The organism is Micromonospora sp. URMC 106 (genome assembly GCF_051386395.1).
Taxonomy (GTDB): Bacteria; Actinomycetota; Actinomycetes; order Mycobacteriales; family Micromonosporaceae; genus Micromonospora.
In genome coordinates, this window is the sequence record NZ_JBPQTP010000146.1 from 1 (window position 1) to 14,400 (window position 14,400).

Annotated in this window: 11 protein-coding genes; all 11 read right to left on the reverse strand. The window is 75.1% G+C overall.

Features of this window, described 5'->3' with window-relative positions; all coding sequences use genetic code 11:
• Nucleotides 1-137: 137 nt before the first annotated feature.
• The 11 genes from ACSNOB_RS29180 to ACSNOB_RS29230 are packed head-to-tail and all read right to left on the reverse strand — an operon-like array spanning nucleotide 138 to nucleotide 14,031.
• Nucleotides 138-959, reverse strand: a complete 822-nt coding sequence (locus tag ACSNOB_RS29180; protein ID WP_436690312.1) for an HpcH/HpaI aldolase/citrate lyase family protein — start codon at nucleotides 957-959, stop codon at nucleotides 138-140.
• Nucleotides 960-2,171: a CaiB/BaiF CoA transferase family protein gene (locus tag ACSNOB_RS29185; protein ID WP_436690314.1), complete on the reverse strand. Its 1,212-nt coding sequence runs from the start codon at nucleotides 2,169-2,171 to the stop codon at nucleotides 960-962. It lies immediately after the preceding gene.
• Complete coding sequence (locus tag ACSNOB_RS29190) at nucleotides 2,168-4,321, reverse strand: alpha/beta hydrolase-fold protein (protein WP_436690316.1); 2,154 nt, start codon at nucleotides 4,319-4,321, stop codon at nucleotides 2,168-2,170. The genes ACSNOB_RS29185 and ACSNOB_RS29190 overlap by 4 nt, the downstream gene beginning before the upstream one ends.
• 4 nt (nucleotides 4,322-4,325) lie before the next feature.
• On the reverse strand, nucleotides 4,326-6,275 hold the full coding sequence (locus tag ACSNOB_RS29195; protein ID WP_436690318.1) for an SUMF1/EgtB/PvdO family nonheme iron enzyme: 1,950 nt from the start codon (nucleotides 6,273-6,275) through the stop codon (nucleotides 4,326-4,328).
• On the reverse strand, nucleotides 6,272-7,216 hold the full coding sequence (locus ACSNOB_RS29200; RefSeq protein ID WP_436690320.1) for a PfkB family carbohydrate kinase: 945 nt from the start codon (nucleotides 7,214-7,216) through the stop codon (nucleotides 6,272-6,274). The genes ACSNOB_RS29195 and ACSNOB_RS29200 overlap by 4 nt, the downstream gene beginning before the upstream one ends.
• Nucleotides 7,213-8,607 carry an ADP-ribosylglycohydrolase family protein gene (locus ACSNOB_RS29205; protein WP_436690322.1) on the reverse strand — a complete coding sequence of 465 codons (1,395 nt, stop codon included), beginning with the start codon at nucleotides 8,605-8,607 and terminating at the stop codon, nucleotides 7,213-7,215. Before ACSNOB_RS29205 ends, ACSNOB_RS29200 begins: the two co-directional genes overlap by 4 nt.
• The gene (locus ACSNOB_RS29210; protein WP_436690324.1) at nucleotides 8,604-9,806 is read right to left on the reverse strand and encodes an ADP-ribosylglycohydrolase family protein; all 1,203 of its coding nucleotides are present in this window, start codon (nucleotides 9,804-9,806) and stop codon (nucleotides 8,604-8,606) included. Before ACSNOB_RS29210 ends, ACSNOB_RS29205 begins: the two co-directional genes overlap by 4 nt.
• Before the next feature lie 2 nt (nucleotides 9,807-9,808).
• Complete coding sequence (locus tag ACSNOB_RS29215; RefSeq protein ID WP_436690326.1) at nucleotides 9,809-11,101, reverse strand: ABC transporter substrate-binding protein; 1,293 nt, start codon at nucleotides 11,099-11,101, stop codon at nucleotides 9,809-9,811.
• Between the two features lie 35 nt (nucleotides 11,102-11,136).
• Nucleotides 11,137-11,976, reverse strand: coding sequence for a carbohydrate ABC transporter permease (locus tag ACSNOB_RS29220; protein WP_436690328.1), 840 nt, complete (start codon nucleotides 11,974-11,976; stop codon nucleotides 11,137-11,139).
• Between the two features lie 58 nt (nucleotides 11,977-12,034).
• Nucleotides 12,035-12,967 carry a carbohydrate ABC transporter permease gene (locus ACSNOB_RS29225; protein ID WP_436690330.1) on the reverse strand — a complete coding sequence of 311 codons (933 nt, stop codon included), beginning with the start codon at nucleotides 12,965-12,967 and terminating at the stop codon, nucleotides 12,035-12,037.
• A complete protein-coding gene (locus tag ACSNOB_RS29230; protein WP_436690332.1) occupies nucleotides 12,964-14,031 on the reverse strand; it encodes a LacI family DNA-binding transcriptional regulator in 1,068 nt (355 codons plus the stop codon). The genes ACSNOB_RS29225 and ACSNOB_RS29230 overlap by 4 nt, the downstream gene beginning before the upstream one ends.
• Between the last annotated feature and the right edge of the window lie 369 nt (nucleotides 14,032-14,400).

A 14,400-nucleotide genomic window follows, 5' to 3' on the forward strand; every position in this document is an offset into this window, starting at 1 on the left:
CCGCCCAGGCCTCCTACCGGATGAGCGTCGACAACCTCGCCGACTGGATCGCCACCCGCGGCTACACCGCCTGACCCACATAACCCACGACAAGGGCCGGCCCCCACAAGGGGCCGGCCCTTGTCGTCGTACCCGCGTCAGGCCGCGTAGCGGGCGGCGAGGTCGACGGTGCGACGGGCGGCGGCGACCATGGCCCGGTCGGCGAACCGACCGTCCGGCAGCACCACCGTGCCGGAGCTGCGGGTCTGCGCCTCCGCCACCGCGGCGAGCAGTTCCTCCGCGCGGGCCACCTCGCCCTCCGCCGGGCGGAACGCCTCGGCGATCACCGGAAGCTGGCGCGGGTGGATGGCCGCCCGGCCGAGGAAGCCGAGCCGCCGGCCGAGGGCACACGAGGCGGCGAGGCCGTCGAGGTCGGCGACGTGCGCGTACACCGACATGGCGGGCGGGGGCAGGGCGGCCGCGCGGGCCGCGACCACGACCCGGCCACGGGCCCAGGCCAGGCCGGCGTCGTCGTCGACGCCGAGGTCGGAGCGCAGGTCGGCCTCGCCGAGACCGATCGAGGCCACCGCGGGGTCGGCGGCGGCGATGGCGTACGCGGACTCCAGGCCGAGGGCCGACTCGATCAACGGGTGCAGCGGGGCGTCCACCCGGGCGGCGACGGCGGCGACGGCGTCCGCCGACTCCACCTTCGGCAGCCGCAGCCCCGACAGCCCGGGGCGGCCGGCCACCGCGGCCAGGTCGGCGTCGAGGTCCGGGCCGGTCAGCTCGTTGACCCGGACCTGGACCGGCACGGGGTGCGGCTGCCCGAGGAACTCGGCGACCGCCTGCCGCGCGTACGCCTTGCGGTCGGCGAGCACCGCGTCCTCCAGGTCGAGGATCACCGCGTCGGCGCCCGAGGCGACCGCCTTGGCGAACCGGTCCGGCCGATCGCCGGGCACGTAGAGCCAGGTCAGCAGCAATCAAATCACCCCCTTCTCGCGCAGTGCCGCCAGCTCGGCGTCGGCCAGGCCGAGGGACCGCAGCACCGCGTCGGTGTCCTGGCCGTGCCGGCGCCCGGCGTGCCGGATGTCCCCGGGCGTCGCCGAGAGCCGGAACGGCACGTTCTGCATCCGCACCTCGCCCAGCTCCTCGTCGGCAACGGTGCGGACGGTGCCGAGCGCGGCGTACTGCGGGTCGGCGAGGATGTCGCGCACGTCGTAGACGGGGGCGACCGCCGCCTCGGCGGCCTCGAACGCCGCCACCACCTCGTCCCGGTCGCGCTCGGCGACCCAGGCGCCCACGGCGGCGTCCAGTTCGTCGGCGTGCGCGGCTCGGCCGCTGCCGCTGGCGAACCACGGTTCGTCCACCAGCTCCGGGCGGCCGACCAGCCGCAGTACCCGCTCGGCGATGCTCTGCGCGCTGGTCGACACCGCCACCCAGCGCCCGTCGGCGCAGCGGTACGTGTTGCGCGGCGCGTTGTTGTTGGACCGGTTGCCCAGCCGGGGCTGGACGTAGCCGAGCTGGTCGTACCAGGTGATCTGCGGGCCCAGCATGGCCATGATCGGCTCGATGATGGCGAGGTCGACCACCTGCCCGGCCCCGGTGAGGTCGCGGGCCCGCAGCGCCAGCATGACCGCGTACGCGGCGGCGAGCGCGGTCACCGAGTCGGCCAGCCCGAACGGGGGCAGGGTCGGCGGGCCGTCCGGCTCCCCGGTGGCGGCGGCGAAGCCGCTCATCGCCTCGGCGAGGGTGCCGAAGCCCGGCCGCCGCGCGTACGGGCCGACCTGGCCGAAGCCGCTGATGCGGGCGATCACCAGCCGGGGGTTGACCGCGTGCAGCTCGGCCGGGCCGAGCCCCCACCGCTCCAGGGTGCCGGGGCGGAAGTTCTCCACCAGCACGTCCGCGTCGGCGAGCAGCCGGCGCAACAGCTCGGCGCCCTGCGGGTCGGAGAGGTTCAGGGTGACCGTGCGCTTGTTGCGCCCGAGCACCTTCCACCACAGCCCGACGCCGTCCTTCGCCGGGCCGTGCCCGCGCGACGGGTCCGGCTTGGCCGGATGCTCCACCTTGACCACGTCGGCGCCGAAGTCGCCGAGGAACGCCGCGGCGAGCGGCCCGGCGAAGAGGGTGGCCAGGTCGACCACCTTCACCCCGTCGAGCGGGCCGGGCCGGGCCGGTTCGGCTTCGGTCGTCACGGCGTCCCCTTCGTCGCATCGATGGTGGCGAGGAAGACGTCCCCGTTGCCGTGCGCCCCGCCCGGCAGCGTCCCGGCGGTGAGCCCGCTGACCAGCAGCCGCCCGTCCGCGCCGAGGGTGGCGTAGACGTTCTCCTCGCCGAAGGCGTCCGCGGCGTCGTCGCGGGCGGTGCCGTACTGGGCGACGCCGAGCTGGCGGCCCCGGGAGTCCAGGCGCAGCGTCAGCGCGTCCGCTCCCCCGACCGGCACCCCGAGGCTGCTGCCGGTGAAGCCGACCACGGCCACCGCCCCGCCGGGCAGGGCCACCACGTCAGCGCCGCCGTCGGCGCCCCGACCGCCGGTCACCGTCCGCCAGCGCTGCCGGCCCGCCGCCGTGTACGCCACGGTCAGCACGTCGGTGCCGCCCGCGGTGGCCTCGCCGCCGACCGAGCCGGTGGCCACCACCGTGCCGGTGGAGCTGACCGCGACCCCGCCGAGCAGGTCGTCACCCGCCCCGCCGACCGAGGTCGTCCAGCCCCGGTTGCCGGCCGCGTCGAAGCGGGCCAGCCAACCGTCGGTGCCGCCGAGCGCGGTGGTGCCGGGCAGGCCGGCCGAGGTGCCACCGGCGACGTACACGCCGCCGGCGTCGACGGCCACCGCGTACGCCTTGTCCTCGCCGGGGCCGCCGAACTGCCGGCTCCAGGCGACCGACCCGTCCGGGGCGATTCGGGCCAGCACCGCGTCCTTGTCCCCGGCCGGGGACGTTCCGTCGAACGAACCGCTGGTGTAGCCGGCGACGTAGGCGCCGCCGTCCGGGGCGGCCGCGACGGCGTAGAACCGGTCCGCCCTGGCCGGGTCGCCGGCCTGGGTCAGCCAGGCCCGCTGCCCGGTCGCGGTCAGCCGGGTCACGAACCCGTCGTCGGCGGGGCTGCCGGGGTGCCGGCCGTCGAGGTCGCCACGGGTGTAGCCGGCCGCGACCACGCCGCCGTCGGCGAGCGGCACCACTCCGTAGAGCCGGTCGTTGGCGGGGCTGCCGAACTGGGTCGTCCACCGGGTGCCGGTGGCGTCCAGTCGGCTCACCACGGCGTCCAGCCCGCCCGCGTACGGCTGGCCGGCCACCGGCCCGGAGGCCGCGTACCCGATGGTGGTGGCGCCGTCCGGGTGGGCGGCGACGCCGCCGGCCCAGTCGGTGCCCGCGCTGCCGTACGCGGGCCCGGGCAGCCCGGCCGGCGGGGTGACGCTCAGCGTGGGCGCCAGCCGCCGCAGGCCGTCCACGAAGGCCGGTCGCCAGACGTCCCAGTCGTGTCCCCCGTCGAGCACCCGGAACTCGGCGGCCACCCCGTCGGTGCGGCGCACCGTGTTGTAGAGGGTGGCCGCCTCGTAGTCCAGGTCGTGTGCCGCGTCCGCCGGGTTCGGGTTGGCCCACTCGTCGTCGCCGACCGCGATGTACATCCGCACCGGCGACTCGGCCGCCACGCCGGGCAGCAGCGCCGGGTAGTTCAACCGCTGGTACACCTCGTCGGAGAAGCGCTGCTCGCCGGAGCCGAAGGCGCCGAACTCGCGCGCCGAGGAGTCGGCCGGCGGCAGCGGCCGGTACACCGCCGGGCTGAGCACCAGCGCGTTGGCGAAGAGGTCGGCGTGGGCCAGGGCGTAGCGCAGGGCGCCGGCGCCGCCCATCGAGTAGCCGCCGACCAGCCGGGCGCCCCGGTGGGCCGCGGTGCGGTAGGTGGCGTCGACGTGCGCCACCAGGTCCCGGGTGAGCACGGTCTCCACCGGCCGGCCCGGGTCGTCCGCGCCGGTGTACGCGGAGTCGACGTACCAGTTGCCGCGGCTGCTCCACGGTGCGTCGGGCAGCACGGCGATCACCGGGGGCACCTCACCGTCGGCGATCAGCCGGTCCAGGTCCGCCTTCACCCGGGTCCACGCCGCCATGGTGTCGCCCCGGCCGTGCAGCAGGTACAGCACCGGGTAGCGGGTGGCGCCGGCGGCATCGTAGCCGGACGGCAGGTAGACGGTGTAGTCGATGTCGCCGCCCAGCGCCGGCGAGGGCGCGGCGGCGGTGGTCAGCGTGCCCGCGCCGAGCCGCTCGGCGGCGGCCGGCGCGGCGCCGGCCAACCCGAGCGCGAGGAGTACGGCGGCCACCCCGCCGCCGATCCGCCAGCGTCTGCTCATCAGCTCACTCCTGTCCGGTCGGAAGGTCGGCGGCGCAGCGGAAGCCGACCTGGTCGGAGCGGCTCAGCCCGGCGCCGGTCAGCAGCAGCTTCACCGACACCTCCGGCGGCTGCGGGCCGCCGTCGAAGTACCAGTCGGAGCCCTCCGCCCGGTACGCGGCGCCGCCCTTGACGACGACGAAGCGGGTCCGCCCGTCGGAGTGCTCGCTCTCGGTCAGGTTCCACACCAGCGGCTCCCGGCGGGCCAGCAGTCCCGCCTCGGCGGCCATCTGCCACTCGTCCTCGGTGGGCAGCCGCAACCCGGCCCACGCCGCGTACGCCCGCGCGTCGGCCAGGTCGACCCCGGTGACCGGCGCGTCGGCCGGTCCCTGCCCGGCGGTGAACCGCTCCGGGCGCACCGGCCGGTAGCCGGTGGCGCGCAGGAACTCGGCGTACTGGCCGTGGGTGACCTCGCCGGTGGCGATCGCGAACCGGCCCAGTGCCACGCTGCGGCGCAGGGTGCCGGTGTGGTGCAGCCGCGGCGGCAGCGGCTTCCACTCGTCGACGTACGGGGTCTCCCCGTACAGGCCGGTCTCCCGCACCCGGTAGCGCACCAGCAGGTCCCGCCGGCCGCCGTCGACGGCCACCATGCCCTCGGGCACCGTGGCGCGCGGCGCCCACGGGGTGCGCGCCCGCACCGCGGCGCGGGCCGGGAAGGACGGGTCGCCGGTCGGGGCGGAGTGCGCCGGCACGGCGGCGTCGGTGGCGAGCACCGCGGCGATCGCGCCGGCGGGCAGCGGGCCGCCCACGGCCACCCGGCCGTCCGGGGTCGCGGTGGCGGTCAGGTCGGCGCCGGTGACCAGGTCGACGAAGCGCCGGCCGGGACGCGGCTCGGTGACCAGCCACGGCCCGTCGTGGTCGCCGCCGCGGTTGACCACCGTCCACAGCGGCTCGCCGTCGTGCGTCCAGCGGGACGCGTACACCTGACCGGCGCTGGGGTGGTCGGCGAGCGGGACCCAGTCCTCGGCGCGCAGCCACGCGGCGTGGCTGGCCTGCACCCGGCGCATCGCCCGCAGCACCGCCCGGTCGCGGTCGTTCCAGCCGACCCAGACCCCGAAGACGCTCTCCCAGACCAGCACCCCGACGCCGTTGAGCCAGGCGGAGTGCAGCTCGTCAAGGTGGTCGCGGTGCCAGCGGCGGGTGTGGTGCAGCACGTGCCGCCGCTCGAACCACTTCGCCCGCAGCACGCCGGGCACCTCCGAGTCGGCGAACCACTGCGCCCAGGACATCGCGTGGTCGGCGATCCGGGCGAGCGGCACCCGGCTCTCCCCCTCCAGCACTATGCCGGGGCGGACGGCGTCCAGCTCGCGGCGCAGCTCGTCCGCGCCCTCCTTGAGGGTGTCCAGGAAGACCCCGTCGACGCCGAGCTTGCCGGCCAACGCCGCGACCTCCTGCGCGTCGGTGCCGCTCTCGCGCCGGGTGCCGGTGTCCCACGGGTTGTAGTCGACGAACACCCGCACCCCGCGGGCCTGGAAGGCGCGCACCACCTCGGGCAGCTCGGGCACGTCCCGGTACCAGTCGAACTGGTTGCGCTCGTCCAGCCCGATCACCGGGTACGCGTGCCAGAGCACCACGCCGTCGAAGCCGCCGAAGTGCCGGCCGGCCGCGTCGAGGAACGCGTCGACGGTGAACACCCCGCGCTCGTGGTCGTAGAGCGTCTCGTCCCAGAGCCAGGCCAGGCAGACGCTGAAGCAGTCGCCGGGGATCTCGTCGTAGTGCGCGCCGGTGTAGCCGAGGCGGGCGCGGGCGTCGGCGCGCCAGCGGGTGAGCTGCTCGCGCCAGGCCGGCCAGTCGGCCGGGTCACCCGGAGCCGCGAAGATCTTCGCCTCGTCCAGCGCGGTCAGGTCCGCGTGCCCGCCCAGCGGCACCTCAATCGGCCGGTCGATCGGGCGCGGCACGTAGGGGTTGAAGCTCACGGGACACCTCGGTAGGTCGCGGCGTACAGGGCCTCGATGGCGGCCCGGTCGGGCAGCGCGGTGGACGCGCCGGGGCGTTGCGCGCACGCCGCGCCGGCCGCGCAGGCCCAGCGCAGGGCGGCGGTGACGGCGTCGGCGTCGGCGTCGGGCGCGCCGCCGCGTTCGGCCCAGCCGACGGCGAGGGCGCCGGTGAACGCGTCACCGGCCGCGGTGGTGTCCACCGCCTCGATCCGCGGCGCGGGGATCGCCAACCGCGGGCCGCGCCGGTCGGCGTACGCGGCGCCCCGCGCGCCGAGCGTCAGCACCGCCCGGGGCACCAGCTCCAGCAGCGCGTCGAGCAGGACGCCCGGCTCGTCGGCGGTCGTCCCGGCGACGACGGCCGCCTCGTGCTCGTTGACCACCAGCACGTCGACCAGGCCGAGCAGGTCCGCCGGCAGCGGTGCGGCCGGCGCGGCGTTGAGCACCACTGTGGTGCCCGCCTCGCGCGCCCGGCCGGCGGCCCGCACCACGGTCGGCAGCGGCACCTCCAGCTGGAGCAGCAGCACGTCGGCCGCGTCGATCGCCGCGAGGTCGGCGGCGTCCAGGTCGGTCAGCGCGGCGTTGGCGCCGGGGGCGACGAGGATGAAGTTCTCCGCCGCCCGGTCGACCGCGATCAGGGCGACGCCCGAGGGGCCGGGGACGGTACGCAGGCCACGGACGTCCACCCCGGCGGCGACCAGGTTGTCCCGCAACCGCTGCCCGAACTCGTCGGCGCCGACCGCGCCCACGAACGCGCAGCGCGCGCCCGCCCGGGCGGCGGCGACGGCCTGGTTGGCGCCCTTGCCGCCGGGCACGGTCCGGAAGTCCTCGCCGAGCACCGTCTCGCCGGGGCGGGGCAGCTGCGGCGCGGTGACCACCAGGTCCAGGTTGGCGCTGCCCACCACGACCACCCGCGCGCTCACGCCGGCCCGCCCCGGGTCGCGGCGACGCCGGAGGACACGCCGGGGGCGGTCGGCTCGGCGAGGGCGAGGGTGCGGGTGGCCAGCTCGTCGAAGCCGATGCCGTCGAACCCGGCGATGCTGCTGGCGAGCCGGCCGCGCAGCGGGGCGACCCAGCGCTCGGGCAGCCCGGACGCGCCGGTCAGCGCCCCGGTCACCGCGCCGACGGTCGCGCCGGTCGAGTCGGTGTCCCAGCCGCCGCTGACGACCGCGCAGATCGACCGCTCCAGCTCGCCCCGCCCGTACGCGAGGGCGGCGGCGACCAGGGCGGCGTTGTTGCGCACGTGCACCCAGTGCAGGTGACCGTGCCGGGCGTACAGCTCGTCCACCACCGTCTCCCAGTCGTCGGTACCCGAGCCGAGGGCGCGCGCCTCCCGGACGGTGGCGGCGAACCGGCTGCGCGGCGGCAGCACCGCCTCGCCGGCGTCGAGCACCTCGTCGACGTCGCCCGCCACGGTGGCGGCGGCGGCCAGCGCGGCCACCCAGATCGCCCCGTACACCCCGGCGCGGACGTGGCTGACCGTGGCGTCACGCCAGGCCAGCTCGGCGGCCCGGTCGGGGCGGCCGGGGTTGACCCAGCCGTACACGTCGGTGCGGATCTGCGCGCCGATCCACTCGCGGAACGGGTTGTGCCGCCGCGCGGTGTGCGGCGGGGCCAGCCCCAGCAGCAGGTTGCGGTAGGCCACCCGTTCGGCGGTGAAGACCCGCCCGCCGGGCAGCCAGTCCAGCCACGCCTGCGCCACGTCGGCGCTGGTGAAGTCCCGCCCGTACGTCTCCAGCACGCGCAGCGCCAGCAGCGCGAAGTTCAGGTCGTCGTCCTCGGGCATCCCGTCGATGTTCTCGGCCAGGCTGGTCGGGACGCTGCGCCGGTTCCACGGCCAGCGGGCCGCCACGTCGGCGGGCAGTCCCCGGGCCGTGAACCAGTCGCGCAGCGGCCACCGGCCGGTGGCGACGAGGATCTCCCGGATCCCGTGGCGGGGGATCTTCTCCACCGGCTTGCCGAGCAGGCAGCCGGCCGCCCGGCCGAGCCACGCGCCGTGCAGCCGGTCGTACGCGGCCGGGCCGGCGGGCAGCGACCAGTCCGCCGGCCAGGTGGCGCGGACGTCGGCCAACTCCTCGGGCTCGTCGGGGCTGCCGGCGCCCGGCAGCGCGTCGGCCTCGTCGAGCAGGCGCGTGGCGAGGGCCCGCATCCGCGGCGTCGCGGGCGTGGGCGACGCCCCGCTGACCGGCGGGGTGAGCTCCCCGCCGGCCGCGCTCCACGCCGCGGCGATCCCGCTGACGTCGCGCCCCTCGTCCCGGCTGGCCGCGATCTCGTGCGGCAGCAGGTCCTCGGGCTGCACCCAGGTGATCCTCACCGGGCCGACTCCCCGGCCACCGCGCCGGACGCTCCGTCGGTCGTGACGGCGCCGCGCGCCGGGGCGTCGGCGAGGCCGGCGAAGCGCTCGGCCCGGCGGGCGAAGCGCTCCCGGTCGCGGTCGAAGACCTCCGTGGCCACCGCGGCGAGCGCGCGGGCGGGCGCGACGAGGTCGGTACGGGAGGCGGTGGCGACCGCCTCCGACCACTCCGCCGGCACGGCCGCCGCACCGCCGAGGGCCCCGGCGATCGCCCCCGCCATGGTGGCGGTGGAGTCGGCGTCCCGGCCGTAGTTGACCGAGCCGAGCACCGCCTCGCGGAAGTCGCCGCCGGCCACCACCAGCATGCCGATCGCCACCGGCAGTTCCTCGATGGCGTGCAGCCGGCTCGGCCGCCGGGCGCCCAGCCCCGGGCTGCGGTACTCCTCCCCCACCGTGTCGTAGGGGGCGACCGCGCCGCGCAGCGGGCCGATGGCGGCGCGCCAGTCGTGGTGTCCGCGGGCCTCCTTCACCACGGCGTCGATGGCCGCCCGGGTGCCGTCGCGGGCCAGGTCGAGCGCCGCGGTGACCACGTCCTCGACGCCCGCGCCGGGGGTCGCGGCGGCGGCGACCGCGGCCGCGAAGACCGCCGCGGCCTCCCGACCGTAGCTGTGCTGGTGCGCCCCGGCGATCTCCACCGCCTCGGCGTACGCCCCGGCCGGGTCGCCCGCGTTGACGATGCCGACCGGGGCCATGTACATGGCCGCGCCGCAGTTGACGATGTTGCCGACCCCCGCCTCGCGCGGGTCGGCGTGCGCGTGGTGCAGGCGGGTGACCAACCACCGTTCGGCGGCCGCGAGCCGGTGGAAGGTCACCCCCTCGCGCTCCAGGTCCGGGATGTACACCACTCGCTCGATCAGGTCGGGGACGAGCAGGTCCACCACGTCGTACGCGTCGAGGTGGTCGCGCTTGGCCGCGTACGCCCGCACCAGCGCGTGGGTCATCAACGTGTCGTCGGTGATGTGCCCGTCGCCCTTGTGGTACGGCGCGAGTGGCCGCGCGGTGGCCCAGTCGGCGTGGTACGGGGGCACGATGCCCTCGACCCAGCCGCCGAAGCGGGCGCGGATCTGCTCCGGGAGCGCCGTCTCGGTGGCCCCGCCGAGGGCATCGCCCACCGCGGCACCGACCAGGCATCCGACCGACGTGTCGAGCAAGAGAGACATGGTTACCTCAGAACCTGCTTGCCACCGTCGACCAGCTGCGTGCCGAGCTGGTCGAGGGTGATCTTGTTGGCGAAGTACTGCTGGAGGGCCGGGGTGGCGTACTTGGTCTTCCACTCCGGGTAGCCCTGGGCCTGCTGGAACGGCGCCACGGTCAGGTCGGCGGCGCTGTCCGCGGCGACGTCCCAGCCCTGCTTGCCGCCGGTGAGCTTGACCAGTTCCTCGTTGGCCTGCTTGCCGGTCGGCACCAGCCAGTCACCCTTGGCGAGGGCGGCCATGTTGGTCGGGTTCAGGAAGAACTCGATGAACTGCGCCGCCTGCTTCTTGTGCTTCGAGTCCTCGGCGACCGACAGGGTCTGCGGGTTGGCGGCCTGCTTGCTGGACAGCCCCTTGATCGGCGGCAGGGTGACCCACTCGAAGCCGGCCGGCGCCTGCTCGACCATCTGCTGGCGCAGCGACACCGAGCCGGGCAGCATCGCGTACTTGCCGCCGAAGAAGCCGGGCAGGGTGTCCGCGCCGCTCATCCCGAGCGCCTCCGGGGAGGCCGACTTCGCGGTGTAGATCATGTCGTGGATGCGCTTCGGGACCTCCTTCTCGGCGTCGCCGACCCTGACCTCGGTGCGGCCGCCGTCGGTGTAGAAGAACTTCCCGTCGAAGTTGAGCGCCAGGTTCAGCACCCGGTTGGTGGGCGACTTCAGCGCCCAGGCCGCGCCGTACTGGCCCGGCTTGGTCAGCTTCTGCGCGTTGGCCTGGAACTCGTCCCAGGTCCAGCCGCCGTCGGCCGGCGGCACCGCGATGCCGGCGGCGTCGAGCAGCTTCTTGTTGGCGATGACGACCTGCGACTCCAGTAGGAACGGCACGCCGGTGACCTTGCCGTCGTAGGTGACGGTGTCCCAGATGCCCTTGTCGATCTGGCCCTTCAGGTCGTCGGAGACGAGCTTGGACAGGTCGGCCAGGTAGCCCTGCTTGCTGAACTCGCCGATCGCGGACGCCTCGTAGTGCACGATGTCGGCCGCGTCGCCGCCCTCGAACGAGGTGAGCAACTGGTCGTGGACGGAGTTCCAGTCACCCTGGACGTACTCGACCTGGATGTCGGGGTGCTCGGCGTTCCACTTGGCGACCAGGTCCTTGTTGGCCTGCAGCGACTCCTTCTGCCAGGCCAGGCTGAGGAAGCGCAGCTTGACCGGGCCGGACGCGGCCTCGTCGTCGCCGCCGTCGCCGCACGCGGTGAGCGCGCCGAGGCCGACGACCGCGACCGCCGCGGCCGCGGCGAGCCGACGGAATCTGGTACGGAGCATGGGGGTACCTCCTTGGTGGTGGGTGGGGGACGGTGTCAGCCCTTGACCGCGCCGGCGAGCGACCCGGACGAGAGCCGGCGTTGCATGAACGCGAAGAAGATCAGGCTGGGCAGGGTGGCCAGCAGCGAACCGGCCGCCAGGGGGCCCAGGCGGGCGGTGCCCTCGATGCCCACGAAGCGGGCCAGCGCGACCGGCAGGGTCGCCAGCTCCGGGGTCTTGATCAGCACGAGGGCGAAGAAGAACTCGTTCCAGGCCGAGATGAACGAGAACAGCGCGGTGGCGACCAGGCCGGGGGCGAGCAGCGGGAAGACCACCCGCCGCAGGATCTGCACCCGGCTGGCGCCGTCGACGGAGGCGGCCTCCTCCAACTCCCGGGGGATGTTGCGGACGAAGCCCTGCAGCATCCACAGCGCGAACGGCAGCGCCCAGACCACGTAGATCAGCACCAGCCCGGCGTGCGTGTTGGCCAGCCCGACCTGCCGCAGCACCAGGAAGATCGGGATGATCAGCAGCACGAACGGGAAGAGTTGGGACAGCAGCACCCAACCCAGCGCCGCGGTGCCGAGCTTCGAGCGGAACCGGGCCAGGGCGTACGACGCCGGCAGCGCGACCAGCACGGTGAGCACGGCCGAGGCGAGCGAGACCTGGAGGCTGTTCAGTGCCGCCCGCCCCAGCTCCTGCTCGGTGAACGCCTGGACGAAGTTCTGCACGGTCGGGTTGCCGGGGATCAGCGTCGGGTGCAGCTGGACCAGCTCGCGCGGCGGCTTGAAGGCCGTCGAGACCAGCCAGACCAGCGGGAACCCGAGGAAGATCAGGTAGCCGGCCAGCGCGAGGTACTGCAACGTCCGCCCGGTGCGGCTCGGCTTTCCGAACATCACTGCCCTCCGATCAGGACCGCGGGGCTCGCAAGGTCACTTCTCGCACCGACCATGACTAGTTCGCCTCCCTGAGCCGGCGACGGAGATAGACCGCCAGCAGCGCCACGATGATCACGACCATCACGTTGCCGAGCGCGGCGGCGTAGCCGTAGTTGCCGTAGCGGAACGCCTCCTCGTAGGCGAAGAGCATCGGCAGCATGGTCTTGCCGCCCGGTCCGCCGGCGGTCAGCACGTAGACCAGGCCGAACGAGTTGAAGTTCCAGATGAAGTCGAGCGAGGTGATCGCCACGATCACCGGGGCCAGCGCGGGCAGCGTGACGTGCCGGAACCGGTGCCACGTGCTGGCGCCGTCCACCGCGGCCGCCTCGTGCAGCTCGCGACCCACCCCCTGCAGGCCGGCGAGGAGCACGACGGTGGTCTGCGGCATGCCCGCCCACACCCCGACGATGATCACCGCGGGCAGGGCGGTGCCGAAGTCGCCGAGCCAGTTGGTCCGCAGGCCGTCGGCGCCGACGCGGTGGAAGAACTCGTTCAGCAGGCCGGCGTCCGGGTGGTAGACCAGCTTCCACAGGATGCCGACCACCACCGGCGGCATCGCCCACGGCACCACGGCCAGCACCCGCGCGACGCCCCGGAAGCGCAGCCGCTGGTTGAGCAGCAGCGCGAGCCCGAGGGCCAGCAGGAACTGCAGGACGGTCACCCCGAACGCCCAGAGCAGGCCGACCTGGAAGGAGTTCCAGAACAGCTCGTCGCCGAGCAGCTCGCGGTAGTTCGCCAACCCGGTGAAGGTGACCTCGACGTTGCGTCCGGCCCGGGCGTCGGTGAACCCGAGGTACATGCCGCGTACCAGGGGGAAGACCGACAGCACCAGGATCGGCAGCAGCGACGGGAGCAACAGCAGGTAGATCATGGTCCGGTCGGAGCGGGACCGGGTGTGCCGCCGGGCCGCGGCCCGGTCGACGTCCGGCCGCTCGGCCACAGTCGTCATGACGGCACCTCTTCGGTGGACGGACGGGGGGTGGGCACGGCCGCCCGGCTGGAGGCGCGGACGGCGAGGCTGGGCAGGACCTGCTCCCGGCGGGGCGGCAGGGCCGGGTCGTCGATCCGCTGCAGCAGCAGTTCGGCCGCCCGGCGACCGCGCTCGGCCGAGCCGAGCGAGACGCTGGACAGCTGGGGGAACATCATCTGGGCCAGCTCGGTGTCGTCCATGCCGACCACCGCCACGTCCTCGGGGACCCGGTGCCCGGCGGCCAGCAGCGCGTGCAGCGCGCCGACCGCGATCAGGTCGTTGGCGCAGACCAGGGCGTCCGGGCGGGCGCGGGCGAGCAGCCGTTCGGTCGCCGCGCGGCCGGCCGCGTACTGGAAGTCGCCGACCTCGACCAGCCGTTCGTCGAGCGGGATGCCGTGCTCGGCGAGCGCGGCACGGAAGCCCGCGTCGCGCGCCGCCCCGGGAACGGTGTCCAGCGGGCCGTTGACGAAGCCGATGCGGCGCCGCCCGCTGCCCGCCAGGTGGTCCACGGCCAGCGCGACGCCCCGCCGGGAGTCGGTCCGTACGTTGTCGACGGGCGCGTCGGCGGCGAGCTGGCCGACCACCACCACCGGCACCGGGCTCTGCACGAGCGCGGCGAGGTGGTCGTCGGTGACCCGGATCGGCGAGAGGATCATGCCGTCGACGTAGCGGTTGGCCAGCCGGCGCAGCAGGGCGGTCTCGTTGGCGATCCGTCCGCCGGTGGCGTGCACGAGCAGCTGCCGTCCGGACGCGGCCACCACCGCCTCGATGGCCCGCATCATCGACACGTAGACGGGGTTGCCGATGTCCTCGACGGCGAGCGCGATCAGTCCGGTGCGCTGGGACTGCAGGGAGCGGGCGATGGCGTTGGGCACGTACCCGACCTCGGCCGCCGCGGCCCGGACCCTGCGGATGGTCTCCTCGCTCCCGCCGACGCCGTTGAGCACGCGGGAGGCGGAGGCGATGGAGACGCCGGCGCGGGCGGCGACAGTGTGGACGGTGGGTCGGCTGTCGGCCGACTCTTGTAAACGTTTACGACCCACGCCCGGCACCTCCACCTGATTCCTGTAAACGTTTCCGGGAGTTTGCGCCGCCCGCGTCGAGGAGGTCAAGGGTCCGTTACGAAAACGTTTCCAACAGGGCCGATCCGCTGGTCAGAGCGTCATCGCCGGAACACGCGGGGTGCAGGGCGGGACGCCGACGCGGGGTGCGGGCGGGACGCCGGGTGCGGGCGGGGACGCCGGCATGGCGAGGACGCCGGCATGGCGCGCACGGGCGGCACGCCCGTCAGGAACGGCGGTCGCGCTCCTGGCTCAGCCGCTCGTCGAGCCGGCCCAGTTCGTAGATGGCGTTGAGGTTCGTCGGCAGCCGGGTGACGTTGTCGACGAGGGGCTCCCCGTCCGGGTCGGGCG